The sequence below is a fragment of the Shewanella sp. WXL01 genome (assembly GCF_012263345.1).
Taxonomy (GTDB): domain Bacteria; phylum Pseudomonadota; class Gammaproteobacteria; order Enterobacterales; family Shewanellaceae; genus Shewanella; species Shewanella maritima.
Map to the genome: position 1 here is coordinate 403,576 of NZ_JAAIKQ010000003.1, position 17,997 is coordinate 421,572.

Annotated in this window: 17 protein-coding genes; 13 read left to right on the plus strand and 4 right to left on the minus strand. The window is 43.5% G+C overall.

Features of this window, described 5'->3' with window-relative positions; translation table 11 throughout:
* The first annotated feature begins 108 nt into the window (after positions 1-108).
* The gene (locus G3R49_RS10510; protein ID WP_130601577.1) at positions 109-405 is read left to right on the plus strand and encodes a metalloregulator ArsR/SmtB family transcription factor; all 297 of its coding nucleotides are present in this window, start codon (positions 109-111) and stop codon (positions 403-405) included.
* 215 nt (positions 406-620) lie between these two features.
* Here G3R49_RS10510 and rpsT read toward each other — a convergent pair whose 3' ends face one another.
* Positions 621-884 (minus strand): 30S ribosomal protein S20, encoded by a 264-nt coding sequence (rpsT, locus tag G3R49_RS10515; protein ID WP_130601579.1) that lies wholly within the window; start codon positions 882-884, stop codon positions 621-623.
* A gap of 258 nt (positions 885-1,142) precedes the next feature.
* Here rpsT and murJ point away from each other — a divergent pair, with 258 nt between their 5' ends.
* The 11 genes from murJ to G3R49_RS10570 all read left to right on the plus strand — a co-directional run bounded on the left by murJ (position 1,143) and on the right by G3R49_RS10570 (position 14,904).
* A complete protein-coding gene (gene murJ, locus G3R49_RS10520) occupies positions 1,143-2,702 on the plus strand; it encodes a murein biosynthesis integral membrane protein MurJ (protein WP_167869615.1) in 1,560 nt (519 codons plus the stop codon).
* Positions 2,703-2,777: 75 nt separating this feature from the next.
* The gene (gene ribF, locus G3R49_RS10525; protein WP_130601583.1) at positions 2,778-3,713 is read left to right on the plus strand and encodes a bifunctional riboflavin kinase/FAD synthetase; all 936 of its coding nucleotides are present in this window, start codon (positions 2,778-2,780) and stop codon (positions 3,711-3,713) included.
* A 33-nt stretch (positions 3,714-3,746) separates the two neighbouring features.
* The gene (gene ileS / locus G3R49_RS10530; RefSeq protein ID WP_167869616.1) at positions 3,747-6,566 is read left to right on the plus strand and encodes an isoleucine--tRNA ligase; all 2,820 of its coding nucleotides are present in this window, start codon (positions 3,747-3,749) and stop codon (positions 6,564-6,566) included.
* Between the two features lie 9 nt (positions 6,567-6,575).
* Positions 6,576-7,091 (plus strand): signal peptidase II, encoded by a 516-nt coding sequence (gene lspA / locus G3R49_RS10535; RefSeq protein WP_130601587.1) that lies wholly within the window; start codon positions 6,576-6,578, stop codon positions 7,089-7,091.
* Between the two features lie 45 nt (positions 7,092-7,136).
* Positions 7,137-7,565, plus strand: a complete 429-nt coding sequence (fkpB, locus tag G3R49_RS10540; RefSeq protein WP_167869617.1) for an FKBP-type peptidyl-prolyl cis-trans isomerase — start codon at positions 7,137-7,139, stop codon at positions 7,563-7,565.
* Between the two features lie 45 nt (positions 7,566-7,610).
* Positions 7,611-8,570, plus strand: a complete 960-nt coding sequence (gene ispH, locus G3R49_RS10545) for a 4-hydroxy-3-methylbut-2-enyl diphosphate reductase (protein ID WP_130601591.1) — start codon at positions 7,611-7,613, stop codon at positions 8,568-8,570.
* Between the two features lie 325 nt (positions 8,571-8,895).
* Positions 8,896-9,459 (plus strand): type IV pilus modification protein PilV, encoded by a 564-nt coding sequence (pilV, locus tag G3R49_RS10550; protein ID WP_280954603.1) that lies wholly within the window; start codon positions 8,896-8,898, stop codon positions 9,457-9,459.
* Between the two features lie 9 nt (positions 9,460-9,468).
* Positions 9,469-10,470 (plus strand): PilW family protein, encoded by a 1,002-nt coding sequence (locus G3R49_RS10555; protein WP_245335333.1) that lies wholly within the window; start codon positions 9,469-9,471, stop codon positions 10,468-10,470.
* Between the two features lie 37 nt (positions 10,471-10,507).
* Positions 10,508-10,948, plus strand: coding sequence for a pilus assembly PilX N-terminal domain-containing protein (locus tag G3R49_RS10560; RefSeq protein WP_167869745.1), 441 nt, complete (start codon positions 10,508-10,510; stop codon positions 10,946-10,948).
* A gap of 3 nt (positions 10,949-10,951) precedes the next feature.
* Positions 10,952-14,479, plus strand: a complete 3,528-nt coding sequence (locus G3R49_RS10565; protein ID WP_245335334.1) for a pilus assembly protein — start codon at positions 10,952-10,954, stop codon at positions 14,477-14,479.
* 2 nt (positions 14,480-14,481) lie between these two features.
* Positions 14,482-14,904 carry a type IV pilin protein gene (locus G3R49_RS10570; RefSeq protein WP_130601597.1) on the plus strand — a complete coding sequence of 141 codons (423 nt, stop codon included), beginning with the start codon at positions 14,482-14,484 and terminating at the stop codon, positions 14,902-14,904.
* Between the two features lie 147 nt (positions 14,905-15,051).
* Here G3R49_RS10570 and G3R49_RS10575 read toward each other — a convergent pair whose 3' ends face one another.
* Both G3R49_RS10575 and G3R49_RS10580 read right to left on the minus strand, forming a co-directional pair.
* Complete coding sequence (locus G3R49_RS10575) at positions 15,052-15,564, minus strand: GspH/FimT family pseudopilin (protein WP_130601599.1); 513 nt, start codon at positions 15,562-15,564, stop codon at positions 15,052-15,054.
* A gap of 87 nt (positions 15,565-15,651) precedes the next feature.
* Positions 15,652-16,167: a GspH/FimT family pseudopilin gene (locus G3R49_RS10580; protein WP_130601601.1), complete on the minus strand. Its 516-nt coding sequence runs from the start codon at positions 16,165-16,167 to the stop codon at positions 15,652-15,654.
* 212 nt (positions 16,168-16,379) lie between these two features.
* On the opposite strand from G3R49_RS10580, the gene glnB reads away from it, so the two are divergent.
* Positions 16,380-16,718: a nitrogen regulatory protein P-II gene (glnB, locus tag G3R49_RS10585; RefSeq protein ID WP_130601603.1), complete on the plus strand. Its 339-nt coding sequence runs from the start codon at positions 16,380-16,382 to the stop codon at positions 16,716-16,718.
* Positions 16,719-16,832: 114 nt separating this feature from the next.
* Here the strand turns inward: glnB and G3R49_RS10590 are convergent, their stop codons facing one another.
* The gene (locus G3R49_RS10590; protein ID WP_130601605.1) at positions 16,833-17,846 is read right to left on the minus strand and encodes a LacI family DNA-binding transcriptional regulator; all 1,014 of its coding nucleotides are present in this window, start codon (positions 17,844-17,846) and stop codon (positions 16,833-16,835) included.
* Positions 17,847-17,997: the final 151 nt, after the last annotated feature.

Below are 17,997 nucleotides of genomic sequence, written 5' to 3' on the forward strand. Positions count from 1 at the left end.
GTCTCACTTTTTTTTACAATCTAACAAAAAGTGTGCTTCATGTCCCGACTCTATTTTTAAGGTAACGCTATATTAGGCTTGGGTTAGTTGAGGAGATAGAAGAAAGTCATGAACATAGAAAAAATGCAGCAGCAAGCAGATTCTGCCGTCGTGTTGTTAAAAGCATTAGCCAACGAGCGCAGACTGTTTATTTTGTGCCATTTATTGAACGAAGGGGAAATGTGTGTAGGTGAGATGAACAAGAAACTAGGTTTAAGCCAGTCAGCTTTGTCTCAACATTTAGCGTGGTTAAGAAAAGACGATCTCGTTTGTACTCGTAAAGAAGCGCAAACGGTTTTTTATTCCCTGAAAAGTTCCGAGGTTCGCGAGTTAATCCAAGTTTTGGATAACATGTACTGCCATTAGTATTATAAAGGAATCGTTTTTTTAAGCTAATTAACCCGCTATTAGCGCCTTGATACCTGTGGATCAGCCACAGCATATTGAGGCGTTTTTTTATGGTTGGGATATTAGCCCTATTCGTATTAACGCTTAAAACTGCTGTTGAGCAAGGTATAGGGCAAAAAACAGGCAAAAAAAAACCGACTATAAAGTCGGTTTTTTGCATTTATTAACAAAAATTAAGCAAGAGCTTTGATTTTTGCATTTAGACGCGCTTTTTGACGAGCAGCTTTATTCTTGTGAATAAGGCCTTTAGTCGCCATACGGTCAACAATTGGTTGTGCAACTGCGAACGCTTCGGTAGCCGCTTTGTGGTCACCGCTTTGGATAGCAGCGATAACTTTTTTAACGTAAGTACGTAACATAGAGCGACGGCTTGCGTTATGCTGACGACGCTTTTCAGATTGAAGCGCGCGCTTCTTTGCAGACTTGCTATTAGCCAAGGTGCAACTCCTAAAAACTGGATTTGATACTTTTAAAGGCCGAGGAATATGCCTGCTTTTAACCATTTTGTCAATGGTTATGTTGGAATAATCGTCATATCAACAAATTATTCACTCGAGCATGCTTATCTTCAACCCAACTCGTGTAAAATGTGGCGCAATTCTACCAGCTCTTGCGCTCGCGGGACAGGGTTGGAAAGCAATATTTGTCATAAATTCGATTATTTTTTGAAGCATTCGCATCATGGTGGAGGCCAATTGAGCAAAAAATTGTTTAAATCAGGGATGATAGTCAGTTCGATGACGCTGATTTCTCGGGTTCTTGGCTTGATCCGAGATGTTGTTATTGCCAACTTAATGGGAGCGGGCAGTCAAGCTGACGTATTTATTTTTGCTAATAAAATCCCTAATTTTCTGCGCAGATTGTTTGCTGAGGGCGCATTTGCGCAAGCATTTGTGCCAGTTTTAACCGAGTATCAAGAGAAACACACGGCAGAAGAAACCCGTGAGTTGCTCAGTAAAGTGGCGGGGACATTAGGGCTACTTGTTTCTATTGTGACTTTATTTGGTGTTATTGGATCGCCAATTTTGGCCGCATTATTTGGCGGTGGTTGGTTTATGGAGTGGCTTAATGATGGGCCAGAAGCCGACAAGTACCTGCAAGCGCAGTTGATGCTAAAAATCACTTTTCCCTACCTCTGGTTTATTACGTTTACCGCGCTGGCTGGCAGTATCTTAAATACCCGTGGTCGTTTTGCTGTTAGTGCTTTTACTCCTGTCTTCTTGAATATTTCAATTATTGCATTTGCCATATGGTACGCCCCTACGCTGCAGAGCCCTGAAATTGGCCTCGCCTGGGGTGTTTTTGTGGGTGGTTTAGTGCAGTTTTTGTTTCAGATTCCTTTCCTGGCGCGTGAAAAAGCACTAGTAAAGCCAAGTTGGGGCTGGAATCATCCTGGTGTTGTAAAAATTAAGACCTTAATGATCCCCGCGCTATTTGGCGTGTCGGTGTCGCAAATAAACTTATTACTCGATACTTTCATCGCCAGCTTTTTAATGTCTAGTTCGATCAGTTGGTTGTATTATTCAGACCGTTTACTTGAGTTTCCGCTTGGATTATTTGGTATCGCAATTGCCACGGTTATCTTGCCTGCGTTGTCTAAAAAGCACGTAAATGCTGAAGGGGAAGCGTTTAAGCACACAATGGATTGGGGCATTAAAGCTATTCTATTGTTGGGTGCACCTGCGATGATGGGACTCATTGTGTTAGCTCAGCCTATGCTAATGGTGCTATTTATGCGCGGCGCGTTTACTGTTGAAGACACCCAAATGGCTTCTTACAGCCTAATGGCTTATGGCACCGGCTTATTGAGCTTTATGATGATCAAGGTATTGGCACCTGGCTACTATTCGCGACAAGATACCAAAACGCCGGTGCGCTATGGCATTATCGCCATGATTAGTAATATGGGCTTTAACCTGATTTTTGCCATTCCTTTTGGCTATGTTGGCTTGGCGATTGCGACATCTTTATCAGCGTTACTAAATGCAGCCATGCTTTATCGAGGTTTGCATAAACTCGGCGTGTACCAAATTAACGCCTCTACATTGAAGTTTGCACTTCAGGTTATGAGTGCAACTGCGGTAATGGTTGCAGTCATTGTTTACTATTTACCTAGCGAGCTACAGTGGCTTGATTGGGCATTTTCCCAACGGGCGTTGACTCTTGGCGCACTTATTATAGGTGGTGCGACTGTATACTTATTAAGCTTAGTCGCTTTTGGGGTAAGAATTAGGCACCTTAAGCAGGCGGTTTAATGTGCTTGTGCCTTTATGTATGGCTCGGTTTGGGTATATAATCTGCCGATTTGAAATAATTAGAATCTAGGTGTAATGGAATTAATTCGCGGCATACACAATATTTCACCATCACATCATGGTTGTGTGCTTACCATAGGTAACTTCGACGGAGTGCACCGTGGCCACGCCCAAGTGATTAAAAATTTGGTGGAAAAAGCCCAACACTTTCAATTGCCCGCGATGCTAATGACATTCGAGCCACAGCCTCGAGAGTTGTTCTTAGGTGACAAAGCGCCTGCTCGATTAAGCTTGTTGCGCGACAAAATTAGTTTGCTTGATGAATTAGGTATTGAGCGCCTAATTTGTGTGAATTTCACGCCATCGTTTGCCCAGCAGCCTGCCGATCAATTTATCGAAGACTTATTGGTAAAAAAGCTCGGGGTTAAATACCTAGTAGTCGGCGACGATTTTTGCTTTGGCAAAGGCCGCGAAGGCAACTTTGAAATGTTAGTACATGCCGGGGCCAAGTTCGGTTTTACTGTGGTGAGTACACAAAGCTTTTTAGTTGGTTCGCAGCGTGTTAGTTCAACGGCGGTGCGCGAGCAATTAGCATTAGGAAACCTTGAGCAAGCAAGGCGTTTGCTAGGTCATCCTTATATGTTAAGTGGCCGCGTGGCCCACGGGCAAAAGATTGGCCGCACCATAGGTTTTCCGACTGCTAACGTTGCGTTAAAAAGGCAAGTTGTGCCTGTTCGCGGCGTGTATGCGGTAAAGCTACGCTGGCAAGATAGCGATGAATATGAAGGGGTAGCGAATGTTGGCTACCGCCCGACAGTGCAAGGGCAGAAATGCCAATTAGAGGTTCATCTTTTTGACTTTGAAGGTGACCTTTATGGCAAGCGAGTTGAAGTTGAGTTGGTGGCGAAAATTCGCGACGAGCAACCATTTAGCTCGCTTGATGCGCTAAAAAAACAGATTTTGAATGATGCAAATGAAGCGCGCGCTTTGTTTGGCAATGATGCAAGTTGATAAATTCAGCTTTAAATTAACGGTATAGGATCAATGAGCGACTATAAACCTACTCTAAACTTGCCGGAAACAGAGTTTCCGATGCGTGGTAATTTGGCTAATCGTGAGCCAAAAATGCTAAATCGCTGGACTGAAGATGGTCTTTATCAAAAGATCCGTGACAGCCGCAGTGGTCGTGACCCGTTTATTCTTCACGACGGCCCACCTTATGCTAACGGTAGCATTCATATTGGTCACTCTGTTAATAAGATCCTTAAAGACATTATTGTTAAAGCTAAGACGATGTCTGGCTTTGATGCGCCTTATATTCCAGGCTGGGACTGCCATGGTCTACCAATTGAGCTTAAAGTTGAGCAAAAGGTTGGTAAGCCAGGTCATAAAATCTCTGCTGCTGAGTTTAGAGAAGAGTGTCGTAAGTACGCTAAGACGCAAGTTGAAGGTCAACGCGATGACTTCGTGCGTTTAGGTGTGTTAGCCGACTGGAACAAGCCTTACCTCACCATGGATTATGCAACTGAAGCCAACATTGTACGCTCACTTGCTAAGGTAATTGATAGTGGTCACCTACATAAAGGTGTAAAACCAGTTCACTGGTGTACTGACTGTGGCTCTGCGCTTGCTGAAGCTGAAGTTGAATATGAAGATAAAACCTCTCCAGCGATTGATGTTGCCTTTAATGCCGTAGAGCCACAAGCTGTTGCAGCTAAGTTTGGCGCTGAGGTGACTGGCGATATCGCTATGGTTATCTGGACCACAACGCCGTGGACTTTGCCTGCTAACCGCGCACTATCAATCAGCCCTGATTTAGATTACACCCTGGTTGAGTTTACTAAAGAAGATGAAACTAAAACGCTTATTCTAGCGCAAGTACTAGTTGAGTCTTGTCTAGAGCGTTTTGGCGCTGAGTCGCATAAAGTGCTGGGTGAAGTGAAAGGCGCTGAGCTTGAGCTAATGCGCTTTAACCATCCGTTTTATAGCTTTGACGTGCCAGCGATTTTGGGCGATCACGTAACAACAGATGCAGGTACTGGTGTGGTTCACACAGCGCCTGGTCACGGTCAAGATGACTTTGTGGTTGGCCAAAAGTACAACCTTGAAGTGGCAAACCCAGTTGGTGACAACGGTGTGTATAAGCCTGACACTGAGATCTTCGCAGGTCAGCACGTATTTAAAGCTAACAAAGCGATTGTTGAGCTGTTAGCTGAAAAAGGCGTATTGCTGCACCATGAAAACTATCGCCACAGCTACCCACATTGCTGGCGCCATAAAACACCGATTATCTTCCGCGCAACACCGCAATGGTTCATTTCTATGGACAACAATGGTTTGCGTAGCAATGCCTTATCTGAAATCGAAAAAACGCAATGGTTACCAGATTGGGGTCAAAGCCGTATTGAGAAGATGGTTGAGAATCGCCCAGACTGGTGTATCTCACGTCAGCGTACTTGGGGTGTACCGATCACCTTGTTTGTTCATCGCGAAACCGAAGAGTTGCACCCTGATAGCGTCTCGCTAATGGAACGTGTTGCGCACCGTATTGAGCAGCAAGGCATTCAAGCTTGGTGGGATTTAGACGCCTCGGAATTATTAGGTGATGAAGCTGAGCAGTACCGTAAAGTGACTGACACATTAGATGTATGGTACGACTCTGGTTCGACGTTCTCATCAGTAGTTGATTCGCGTCCTGAGTTTAATGGTCACGGCGTTGATTTATACCTTGAAGGTAGCGACCAACATCGCGGTTGGTTTATGTCATCATTAATGATCTCAACTGCAATGAATGGCAAAGCACCATACAAGCAAGTGCTAACTCACGGCTTTACTGTAGACGGTAAGGGCAGAAAGATGTCTAAGTCTATTGGTAACGTGATCACGCCGTTGCAAGTCACTAATAAATTAGGTGCTGACATCCTACGTTTATGGGTTGCAGCGACTGATTACAGCGGTGAAATGACGGTTTCTGATGAAATTCTAAATCGTAGTGCTGATGCGTATCGTCGTATTCGTAACACAGCACGTTTCTTACTGGCTAACTTGAATGGCTTTAACCCTGAAACTGACATGGTTGCGCCACAAGAAATGGTGGCACTGGATCGCTGGGTTGTGCGCCGCGCAGCTGCGCTTCAAGAAGAAATTATTACTGCCTACGATCAGTACAATTTCCATCAAGTGACGCAAAAGTTAATGCAGTTCTGCTCGGTTGAGCTAGGTTCATTCTACCTAGACATCATTAAAGACCGTCAGTACACAGCTAAAGCAGAAGGTCATGCTCGCCGTAGTTGTCAATCTGCGCTTTATCACATTGCCGAAGCTATGGTGCGCTGGATGACGCCAATCTTGAGCTTTACCGCTGATGAAGTGTGGCAGTTACTGCCAGGTGAGCGCGGTGAGTATGTGTTTACTGAAGAATGGTACCAAGGTTTAGAGTCGGTCACTGTTGAAAACGATTTAAGTGACGAATATTGGCAGCAACTACTGACTGTACGTACTGAAGTAAACAAGGTGATTGAGCAAGCTCGTCGTGATAAGCGCATTGGTGGTTCACTCGAAGCTAACGTAACGCTTTACGCTGATGCTGAGTTAAAACAAGCGTTAGCTAAAGTGGGCGACGAGTTGCGTTTTGTGTTGCTAACTTCAGGCGTGACGGTGGTTGACTTAGACCAAGCTGGTGCAGACGCAGTTGAAACTGAGTTAGCAAACCTTAAGCTTGCTGTGGCCAAGAGCGAAGCACACAAATGTGAACGCTGCTGGCATTACCGCGATGAAGTCGGTTCAATCGAAGCGCATCCAACACTATGTCAACGCTGTGTAACCAATATCGAAGGTGACGGCGAGAAGCGTGACTTTGCATAAGGATTAACAATGCCTCTTAAGTTAATGGAAAGTGGCATTCGTTGGTACTGGGTAGCTGTATTAGCCTTTGTGGCTGATCAGCTATCTAAGCAATGGGTGTTAGCAAATTTCGAGCTGTACGAACGTGTCCAGCTTCTGCCTTTTTTTAACTTTACCTACGTACAAAATCCAGGTGCAGCGTTTAGCTTTTTAAGTGAAGCGGGTGGTTGGCAGCGTTGGTTTTTTGCCATTATCGCGATTGGTTTTAGCGTGGTATTGACTTACTGGTTGCGTAAGCAACCTGCCAGTATGTGGCGCGCTAATTTGGCATACACCCTTATTATTGGTGGCGCCTTAGGTAATTTAGTTGATCGCTTGATGCATGGTTTTGTGGTCGACTTCTTAGATTTTTACTGGAATACCAGTCATTTCCCTGCATTTAATATTGCGGACTCTGCTATTTTCGTTGGTGCAGTACTCATCATCTGGGAATCATTCAGCGCTGAAAATCAAGACTCCGGTAACGAAAAAGCCAAAAAAAGCTAGTCGAGTAAAATCGCTAAACAACGAGAATAACAAGTGAGTGATAGTATGTCTGAAGCCTCTGCCATTGTTTGTCATATGAATATCAAGCTAGAAGACGGCTCGACCGCTGATAGCACTCAAGCTTCAGGTAAGCCTGCCAAGTTGAACCTGGGCGACCAGAGCTTGAGCCCAGCCTTCGAAGCCCAGATTAAAGCGCTAAAAGCTGGGGATAAGCACACCTTTACGCTTGAGCCCGTCGACGCTTTTGGTGAGTCAAACCCGGATGCTATTCATCATCTCGACCGTAGCCGCTTTCCTGCTGATATGAAATTGGAAGAGGGCGTGATTGTCAGTTTCGCAGGGCCTGGCGGCAGCGAAATTCCGGGTATCGTTAGAAACCTTGCTGGTGACTCGGTTACTGTTGATTTAAATCATCCACTAGCGGGTCACAAGGTGACTTTTGAGCTTGACGTGGTTGAAGTATTAACCCAATAGGTATTGAACCAAGACGACTAGCTATAAGCTAGTAGGACTAACCATATGTTAAAAGTAGATCCAACTTCTCCAGAGTTAAATATCTTATTGGCTAACCCACGTGGTTTTTGCGCCGGTGTTGATCGCGCCATTAGCATCGTTGAGCGTGCACTCGAGTTATTTGAGCCGCCAATCTATGTTCGCCATGAGGTGGTGCATAACCGTTATGTGGTTGAAAACTTAAAGCAGCGTGGTGCAATTTTCGTTGATGAACTGCACCAGGTACCAGATGACTGCATTGTTATTTTCAGTGCCCATGGTGTGTCTCAAGCCGTACGTAAGGAAGCAAAAGATCGCGGTTTGAAGGTATTTGATGCAACCTGCCCATTAGTGACTAAAGTACATTTACAAGTCACTCGAGCCAGCCGTAAGGGCATTGAGTGCATTTTGATTGGTCACGAAGGTCACCCAGAAGTCGAAGGTACCATGGGTCAATATGACAATAAAAATGGTGGCGTGTACTTAGTAGAGTCTCCTGAAGATGTGGCTGCATTAAAAGTTAACGACCCTGATAACCTATGCTTTGTGACTCAAACTACACTGTCAGTGGATGATACCCTTGATATCATTGCTGCACTGCAACAGAAGTTCCCAAGTATTGAAGGCCCGCGCAAAGATGATATTTGCTACGCGACGCAAAACCGTCAAGATGCGGTACGTAACATGTCGAGCGATGTTGACTTAATGGTCGTAGTTGGCTCAAAGAACAGTTCGAACTCAAACCGTTTACGTGAACTTGCTGAAAAGCAAAATGTACAAGCTTATCTAGTCGATAACGCTGATGATGTTGATGTGAATTGGTTTAATGATGTTAAGCGCGTTGCCGTTACCGCTGGTGCCTCTGCTCCTGAAGTATTGGTTCAACAGGTAGTAGAAGCCATTGCTAAACTTGCCCCAAGTGCAGTCACTGAAGTTGAGGGCCGTAAAGAGGACACAGTATTTGCTGTACCTGCAGAGTTAAGATAAACAACAGCTTACATAGCTCCCACCTTTTCATCGAGGTTGTGAGCCAGAGAAAACGCTGCGTAATATCCCTGAAAACCTAAAGCCTAGCTTTAGGTTTTTGTTTATCTGACGATATAAACTTAATAGATATAGGTGTAATAACACTTGTGTAGTCAGTCTTTCGATTGAATATATCAAATATGTTTAATATACAATTTTGATACTAGATGAGATTAGCCAGTTCGGTTATGATGGTTAATTAATCGTAATTAGCTAAGTTTAAGATTTATAAAGGTAAACGTCGATTAGCAAGGTCAAAAAACTGACAAATTATGGAGGATTGACGTTGAGGTCAGTTAAGCAAAAAGGTTTCTCGTTGATTGAAGTAATGGTTTCCCTGGTCATTCTGGTCATTCTGGTGATTGGGTTAATTGGTATTTTTAATCTTCATATTGTCTCCAAGCAAGGTAGTTTTGAGTCGTTCCAACAGACTCAGGCGTCTTATTATGCCAATGACATTATTAACCGCATGCGCTTAAACGTGGCTGAATTGGCGAACTACGGTAGTGCTTCAGGTACTAGCTACACTGGGCAGTCATTAGTGACTCCGGGAAAAATGTGCGACGAAGGTGCAGTGTGCACTGCGATTGAAATGCGCGAATGGGATCTATTTGACTGGCAAAAACTATTTATTGGTGATGCAGAAATGTCGGGCGGCTCAGGAGTTGGTGGTTTACCTGACCCAACCGCTTGCGTATACGTAGAGGGTAATAATGTAACCGTAGTGATGACCTGGGCAAGCGTACGCAAATTTAACTCAAGTCAGCAGGGGCAAACTGACTACGTGAAAAACTGTGGTGGTTCGAATAACAAGAAACGAACCTATGAAATTCAAACGGCAATCTTTTAGGCAATGACTATGACAAAGTTAATACATCAACGAGGCATGTCATTAGTAGAGTTAATGGTCGCGATGGTCATCAGCTTATTTTTGTCTGCCGGCCTATTCACCATGTTTAACATGTCATCGTCTAACGTGACCACGACAAGTCAGTTTAATCAACTTCAAGAAAATGGCCGTATCGCGCTGACATTGATGGAACGTGATATCAACCAATTGGGCTTTTTCGGCGATTTAACTGGCACAGAGATGATCCTCAATACCAATACTACCAACAGCGCCACTGCGGTAACTTCTGATTGTGTAGGTGGTGGTGTCAATAATGAGACCTTTCCTGAAAATGTTCCTGCTCACTTTCGCAGACTTTGGGGCTTTGAGTATAAAACTACGGTCGAGATAAACTGTAACTCTGCGTTAACGCCGGATAAAGGCACAGACATTATTCAAGTTAAGCGCTTGATGGGGCCATCACTCGCTGCTGCTGATTTAGAATCAAACCGATATTACGCTTCGGTGACTTCCAATGAAATTGAATTTTTTAATGGTAGCGCCACGCCTCCTACCAAATTAAATAGCCGTTTGTGGGAGTATCAGCATCATGTTTATTTTGTTGAAACTGACAATAATATCCCTGTGCTTAAACGCCGAAGCTTAAACATCTCGAATGGTATGAGCAATGAAGAACAGTTAGTTGAAGGTATCGAAAATTTACGCTTTATGTATGGTTTTGATAATGATGGTGATTCAACACCGGATGTGTTTTTACCTGCTGAAGATGTATCCACGTTTATGTGGGACAACCAGGGTTTTCAACGCTTAGTCGCGGTAAAGATATTCGTGTTAGTCAGATCAGTTCAACCAGACCGCACATATAGTAATGATGTTACTTATACTTTAGGTGACAAAGAGATCAGTGGTGCTTCAAGTGCTAATAGCTCAGACCCAGATTATGAGCACTATCGTCGCCGTGTGATGTCGACCACGGTTGTACTAGAAAACCCGGTATTAATAAGAACCTAAACAAAATAAGGGTCTGCAAATGAAGAATTTGAGTTCAATAAGGCGTCAGCAAGGGTTAGTGTTATTTTTCTCGCTTATTGTGCTGATTTTAATGACGATTATAGGGGTTGCACTTGCTGTCAACTCTTCTCAGTCGCTGCGAATGGCTGGTGCCGGCGGTGACAGGGTAGCTGCAACAATGCAAGCGCAGGGTGGCTTGAGTACTGTGATTGATAAAAGTGACTTTTATCAGTTCAGTACCACAAATACAGCAGTGCAGAACGTGAGCGAGATGGACGGCTCGCAGACAATTTCATTAATGCCTTTAAACGACCCAGGTATTGAGGTGAGTTGTCAACGCAGTGAGAAGGCAAGCGCTGCAAACTTAATTGGCTGTCGAAGGATCGAGGTCAGCAGCACGGTCGAATTTGGCCGAGGTGGTTATGGTGAGCTCACCGTAACATCAGGTATTGAGCAAGAAGTGCTCAAAGGGAGTTAGGATATGTTATTTAAACATTCGTTTTTTGCCGCGACCTTTTTGGCTATTGGTAGCGCTGCAACCTCTATGGCACCAGCTCTAGCTGATGATACTGAGTTGTACGTATTGGAGTCTTCAATTCGTAGTAACGATAACCCGCAAGTACTTATTGTCCTCGATACCTCAGGAAGTATGGGCGATAACAAGTTTACAGCACCCACATTTCATGACCAGCCGAGCATTAGCTCATCGACCAAAATCTACTTTTCTCACGATGCGAAAGAAGTTCCTGAAGCGACTAGTACGCAGTTCTTTACCTATGCAAAAAATGGTTGCCATGTATCCAAAGAATTTCTAAAAGACTACGGTACTTATACTGGTTACTTCCGACACTACTTTAACTCTAAATGGTCCAAGTTGCCGCTTTATGACGGTTCACATATCTCAGTGTTAGATTGTTATGAAGACATTGCCGAACAAGAGACCCGTAACGGTTCTGGGCAGCCTACTGGTTACCCAGTTGATGACCTTAGTTCACCTTATAACAACGATATCGAGAAAGCTAAACTTACCGAGTTTGGTTTAGGTGATCCTGTATACCTTTATACTAAAGAGTATATTGATTGGTATCATAAAGATAACAAGCCAAATGGTTGGCCTAATGGTAGTTCTTATACTCGTATGGATGTTGCAAAACGGGTATTGGAAGAAATCGTAGTTAACACCCCTGGTGTTGACTTTGGCTTAGCAATTTTCAATAAAAACTCTAACAATAGTCAGGATGGTGGTCGCATCATTCAAGGTTTCCGTCCTGACAGTATTGCCAACAAAAATGCCACCATTGATATCATTAAAAACTCTTATTCGATCAATGGCAACTACACGCCCCTTTGTGAAACCTTATATGAAGCCTATAGTTACTTGTTTGGTAAGCCAGTTAAGTTTGCCCATGAAACTAGTGGTTCGACTTCAAACCCAACTTATGATTCATCGATTGAGTCAAATGGCGTGTATAAAAACCCTTTCGAAAATAAGCTCTGTCAGTCAAAAGCGTCCATCATTTACGTAACTGATGGTATTCCCAATAATGATCACAATGCTGATGCTGATATTAAAAAACTTCCAGGTGTTGATTTATCTATCGGTGTAGATGTTGTTTGGAGTGGCAAGACAACTACTAATTTAATGCCTTCAGTTGCGAAATGGATGTACACCAATGACGTCAATAGTAATATTCCTGGTATTCAATCAGTAACTACCCATACCATTGGTTTTAGTTCTGGTGCCGCGAACGCCGCGCCAATACTCAAAGCAACAGCTGAAAATGCCGGTGGTAAGTATTACCCAGCTAATTCTGCACAAGAGCTTAAAGCATCCCTACTCAATGTGCTTGCTGAGATTAATAGCCAGGATGCTAGCTTCACTTCACCATCTGTAGTGCTTGATAAAACTCAAACAGGTGATGCCGCTTATTTCGCTATGTTCCTTCCAGATAAAGGACCTCGTTGGTCGGGTAACTTGAAGAAATTTAAAGTGCAATCTGACGGCAATGTGGTCGACAAAAATGACAACGATGCTATCGACTCTACTGGCAGCATCGCAAAAGATGCGTGTCCGCTTTGGACAACGGACTGTAGCGGCAGCGATTACGCTGGTTATAACGTAGAAGATGGCGGTGTGGCTGCTGTAATGCGCAGTACTTACAGAACCAGCGTATCTAGTCGTAAAGTTCTTATCAATAAGGGTAATTCGGGTGATCTTGTTACCTTTAATAAGACCAATATTAAGTTAAATTCAGCGCTGAACACTGACACTAAGCTTGCTGATTATATGGGCGTAACGAAAGACGATATTGATTCGACTCTGGATTGGGCTCGTGGTGTTAACGTTGACGATGAAGTATACAGCGATGAAGCTGGCGCTTCAGCACCGTATCTACGCCAGGATATTATTGGTGACCCTCTCCATTCACGCCCACTGGTGATTAACTATGGCACCGAAGCGTCGCCTAATATTCGTATTCTCATGGGTACCAATCATGGCTTTATGCACATGTTTAAAGATACCGAGAAAGATGGTAATGGCAGTGTTGAGGAGTCATGGGCATTCATGCCTCTCGAGTTACTGCCAAATGTAAAAGGTTTGCGTGATAACCCACAAACTGGTGTTCACTCTATTTATGGATTAGACAGTTCCCCAGTTGCTTATATTGAGCGTAATAACAGCGGGACGGTGAAAAAAGCTTGGGTCTTCTTTGGTATGCGCCGTGGTGGTACCTCATACTATGCTCTGAATGTTACAGATCCTGACGCTCCTAAGCTCAAATGGGTCAAGAGCGTAAGCAATTACTCTACTATGGGTGAAAGTTGGTCCGAGCCTGTCATCACTAAAGTGGCTGGGTGGCCTGCTGGTGCTACAACGGCTGGTGATGCGAAGCCTGTGCTAATTGTTGGCTCAGGATATAACCCGACCACAAAAGACGGTGCTTCAGTAGGCTCAAATGATACCACGGGAGCCGGGGTTTATATCCTAGATGCTAATTCTGGATCTAAGGTACACATGTTTGGCCAGTCATCGACTGGTGCTGATACTGTAATGCCCGGTCTAGTTGACAGTGTTCCAAATAAGGTTGCTGTATTAGACAGTGATAACAACCAACTGACAGACAGAATCTATGTGACCGATACTGGTGCAAATGTTTGGCGTTTGGATTTACCTGGGTTACCGACTGATACTAGTAACCCTTGGTCCGCTTTCAAATTTGCAAGTATGGGCGGGAATACCACATCGTCAGATAGACGTTTCTTTGCGGAACCTGTTATCGCGCAAACAGCATTTAGTAATGTTGCTGAGCATACGTATACAGATACTCAGGGCGTAGAGCATGTGACGACTCAACATCAGAGTATTCCGTATGACGCTATAGCTATTGGTACCGGTCATCGACCTCATCCATTGAATAAGACTCGTCAAGACAAGTTCTTCTTGTTCCAGGACCGGAACATTGTGTCTAAGTCTTTTAGTAGCGCTGCGGGTAATGATACGCCTGATACTCTTACAATCAGCGATTTATATGACGTAACAGCTACGCCTCCAGCGAGTGAGAGTGAATTAATTACTTTTGGCACTAAAAGAGGTTGGTATTATAGTTTTGCCGATGCGGGTGAGAAGTCGCTATCCGCTGCGACTATTGTTCAAGGGCGGGTGTTCTTTACATCTTATGTGCCAGAAACAGGCGCAACTGACAATTCTTGTTTAGTTCCAGGGCAGGGTAGACTATATGGCTTTGACTTGCATAAAGGTGTTCGAGCATACAGCCATTCTAAGGACTACTTTGATATTGGTGAACAAGTGCCGGATACGCCAACATTGATTATTCCAAAGAATGGTTCCAGCGACAGCTATATGTACCTTATTGGTATTGGTGATGCCGCCAACCAAATGGATAAGGAAGATGCGTTACTTGATGACGGGTGTCCTCCCGGTGATGACGCTTGTGTTGGTGGCGGCCTTGGGGTTAACCAAATTTACTACCACTTGAACGAGAACTAGAAATGACAATTAAGTCACATAATCAACACGGTTTTACTCTTATTGAGGCCATGATAACTGTAGTTATTATTGGTATTTTGGCCTCAATTGCTTACCCTTCGTATACTCAGTTTGTTGCTAAAGGGGCTCGTTCTGATGCACTTGCTGCTCTGATGAATGCATCCAACAGGCAGGAACAGTATTATTTAGACCACAAAACGTACACTAATAATATGCGACGTTTAGGTTTGAATGCTCCTACTAACAATAAGACCCATGAGGTTGAAAACGGTTTGTATGAGGTAAAGGCAACAACCGCAAATAGCAGCCGCTTTGTACTGGTTGCTGCAGCTATCGGTGTGCAAAAGACTAGAGATGATGCATGTAAAGAGATACAACTTGATTCTGACGGTGTTAAATCACCAGCGGCTTGTTGGGCAAACTAGATTAAATACTAAAAGTTAGGCGTATTAACACCAATATAAAATGGGCCTTGCTAATTACCTAGCAAGGCCCATTTTAGTGTTGGTTTTAAAATTGTAAATTGCGGTTTCAAGTTTCTATCGTTATCCACTTAGCTGGTTGTAACGCCTTTAACTGCAATTAACCGTAGTCGTTGCCGAGCTAATCTTACCTGAAACACTAACAACGATACCTTTAGAATATTCGCTGGTTTTACTCTCTGGACAATAGTTAATGGTAATTTGCGATGTACCATTAAGCATGCCATCAGCATTAAATGAGATTGGTGAGCTAGTCGATACTTTAATGAAGTCTTTATCGTTAAATCCATCTAGCACGCGAAGAGCATCTGTATTTGCATCTTTAGTCCCGTTTGAGGCAGAGTCTAAAATAACGTTATAGCCATCAATCCAATCGCCAGTGCAACCACCACCCGTACCTGGGCAAATACTCACATTGCGGCTGAAACTAACCGCCTGGCTGCGGCCAAACATAATCGCAGACTCGATACCACTAATTGCTGATTTGGCGCGTGTGCCATAGTACAAATTGGTCAGAGAAGGCACTGCCACTGCTATTAAGATACCAGCGACGATAAGTGTTACCATCAACTCTACAACAGTGAATCCATTTTGCCGTTTCATGTGATTTTCCTTTTTCTTATATATGAATAAGTATAAAGGAAAATCAGCGTCAATACAGTATTGCGATGAACTTGCCAGAGCTGAGAATTAACTCTTACATTCAATTTTCTTAGCTGTAGAAAATCTCACTCTGCCAGCTTGATTGACGATCACAGCCCTAGAGTGGGGACTAGTGTTAGTATCTGGGCAATATCTAAAAGTGCCATTGGTGCCAGATGCAAAGCCGTCGATTTTAAAACGGATGGCTTTGCGGTTGTAATAGGCAATATCTTGCGTGGGAAAAGCCTCGAAAACCTTGATAATTTTGTCATCCCCATCTAACTGATTTCTCGTTCCTGAGTCAAAAAAAGCGGTCATGCCTAATTGCCAGTTATTGTCACAGCGATTATTTTCTAGATGGCAAATCGTCACGGGTTTGCCATAAGTGAGGGCATGATTACGGCCTAATTGAATAAAGCTCTGAACTTTACTTACATGGGTTTGGCTGCGGATTTTTTGCTTTAAAGCCAAAAAGCTTGGTAGTGCTGTGAGGGTAAGTGAGCTAGCAATAACTAAAGTCGTCATTAGCTCAATTAGGCTAAAGCCCTGAGTGCGAGTATGCATATGTTTCATCCTTGAATGTTGTGCTTAATAAAAGCGCCCGCCAAATCCTGTGGCAGGAGTGAGAGTATAGTCGAGGTTTTTTGTTTGTGCCTTGCTATTTGAAATGATTGAGTAAATTGGCGCTTATGCAGTAGACTATTGCAATATTCGTCCTTTGAAACCAAGCTAACGGTATTCAAAAGGAGCATTCGCGTAATTTAAGGAGTGAGTAAATGAAAAAGGTCGAAGCGATCATTAAACCGTTTAAATTAGATGATGTTCGAGAGTCTTTGGCTGATATCGGAATTACGGGAATGACAGTTTCTGAGGTAAAAGGCTTTGGTCGTCAAAAAGGTCATACTGAGCTTTACCGTGGTGCTGAGTACATGGTTGATTTTTTACCTAAGGTAAAAATTGAGCTTGTTATTCAAGATGATGTACTAGACCAAGCACTTGATGTGATTGTTGACACTGCTCGCACTGGTAAGATTGGCGATGGTAAAATCTTTGTGACTGATGTAGAGCGCGTTATTCGTATCCGTACTGGCGAAGAGAACGAAGACGCGGTTTAAGCTTTTATCTTGCCATTGCAATCAAAAATAGCCTCTTAATGAGGCTATTTTTATAGGCGACTTTTGGTAAATTGGGCTATAACTTGTCGCGAATACTCTGGTTTTAATGAACCACTAGCAAGGAGCCTGAGTCGAATCCCTTATCACCGGCTCTGGGGTAAACACTTTAGTATTGTGTTTAAGTGTTTTGCGGTGTTTATCAATGAGTAAATCGGTTGCGACCTTAGCAATTTCAATATTCGGTTGATGCACCGTTGTTAGTTTTGGCAGAGTTTGACGCGAAAACGGGCTATCCTCAAAACCCACAATAGATAGTTGCTTTGGAATATCGAGCCCAGCTAGCCTTGCTGCAAACAATGCACCAGCCGCTATTTCATCGTTACAGGCTACGATTGCGGTTGGTTTATATGCTAGCTCTAGCATTTGATTGGCGCAGTTGACACCTGACTCAAACGAATATTGTCCTTGTAGGATCCATTCGGGTTTTACTTCCAGTTGATGCTTCTCTAGCGCTAGCTTAAAGCCATTAAAACGCTCAATGGTTGATTCATGCTGCTGATCACCGCTAATAAATCCAATATGCTGGTGGCCAAGTTCAATGAGGTGTTCAGTAATTGCTGTCGCACCATGTTGGTCGTTAACCAGCACAGTTAGCGCATCTTCGCTGTCTGAGTTTTCTCCAGCAATAATACGCACATAGTTAGCGTTTATTGAGTCGAGCGCTGCTAGAATATTTGGGTCTTCCGACATAGGCGGCGTGAGCACTAATCCAGCTAGTCTAGACTGCTTGACCATAGAGGTGAGCTCTTGACAGATATTTTCTGAGCGGGAGTTACACGGATGAATCAGCAGTTCAAAGCCTTTATCACGGCAAGACGACAAAATACCATTTTGCATATCAATTACGTAATAAGCATTTGAATTGTCATAAATAAAACCAATAACGTAAGAGCTGGTGCTGGCAAGGTTACGCGCAGCAACATTAGGTTGATAGTTCAACTCTGCAATAGCTTTGTTAACCTTATCGATTGTTGCCTGTCTTACCGAAGGCTCTTTGTTGGTCACACGCGAGACGGTTTTTATGGACACGCCAGCATGTTTAGCAACGTCATTAATAGTAACTTTCATATTGATGCTCAAAGCGCTCTTATCGAACCACGCCTAGTTAATCGCGGGTAAAATAGGGCAAGTTAAGTGTATTTGCTCTAAAGTGGCTATTCTACACAAGTTTGCGTAATTGTTAAAAATCCATAGTGCGCAGTTTTTGATGATTTGGCAA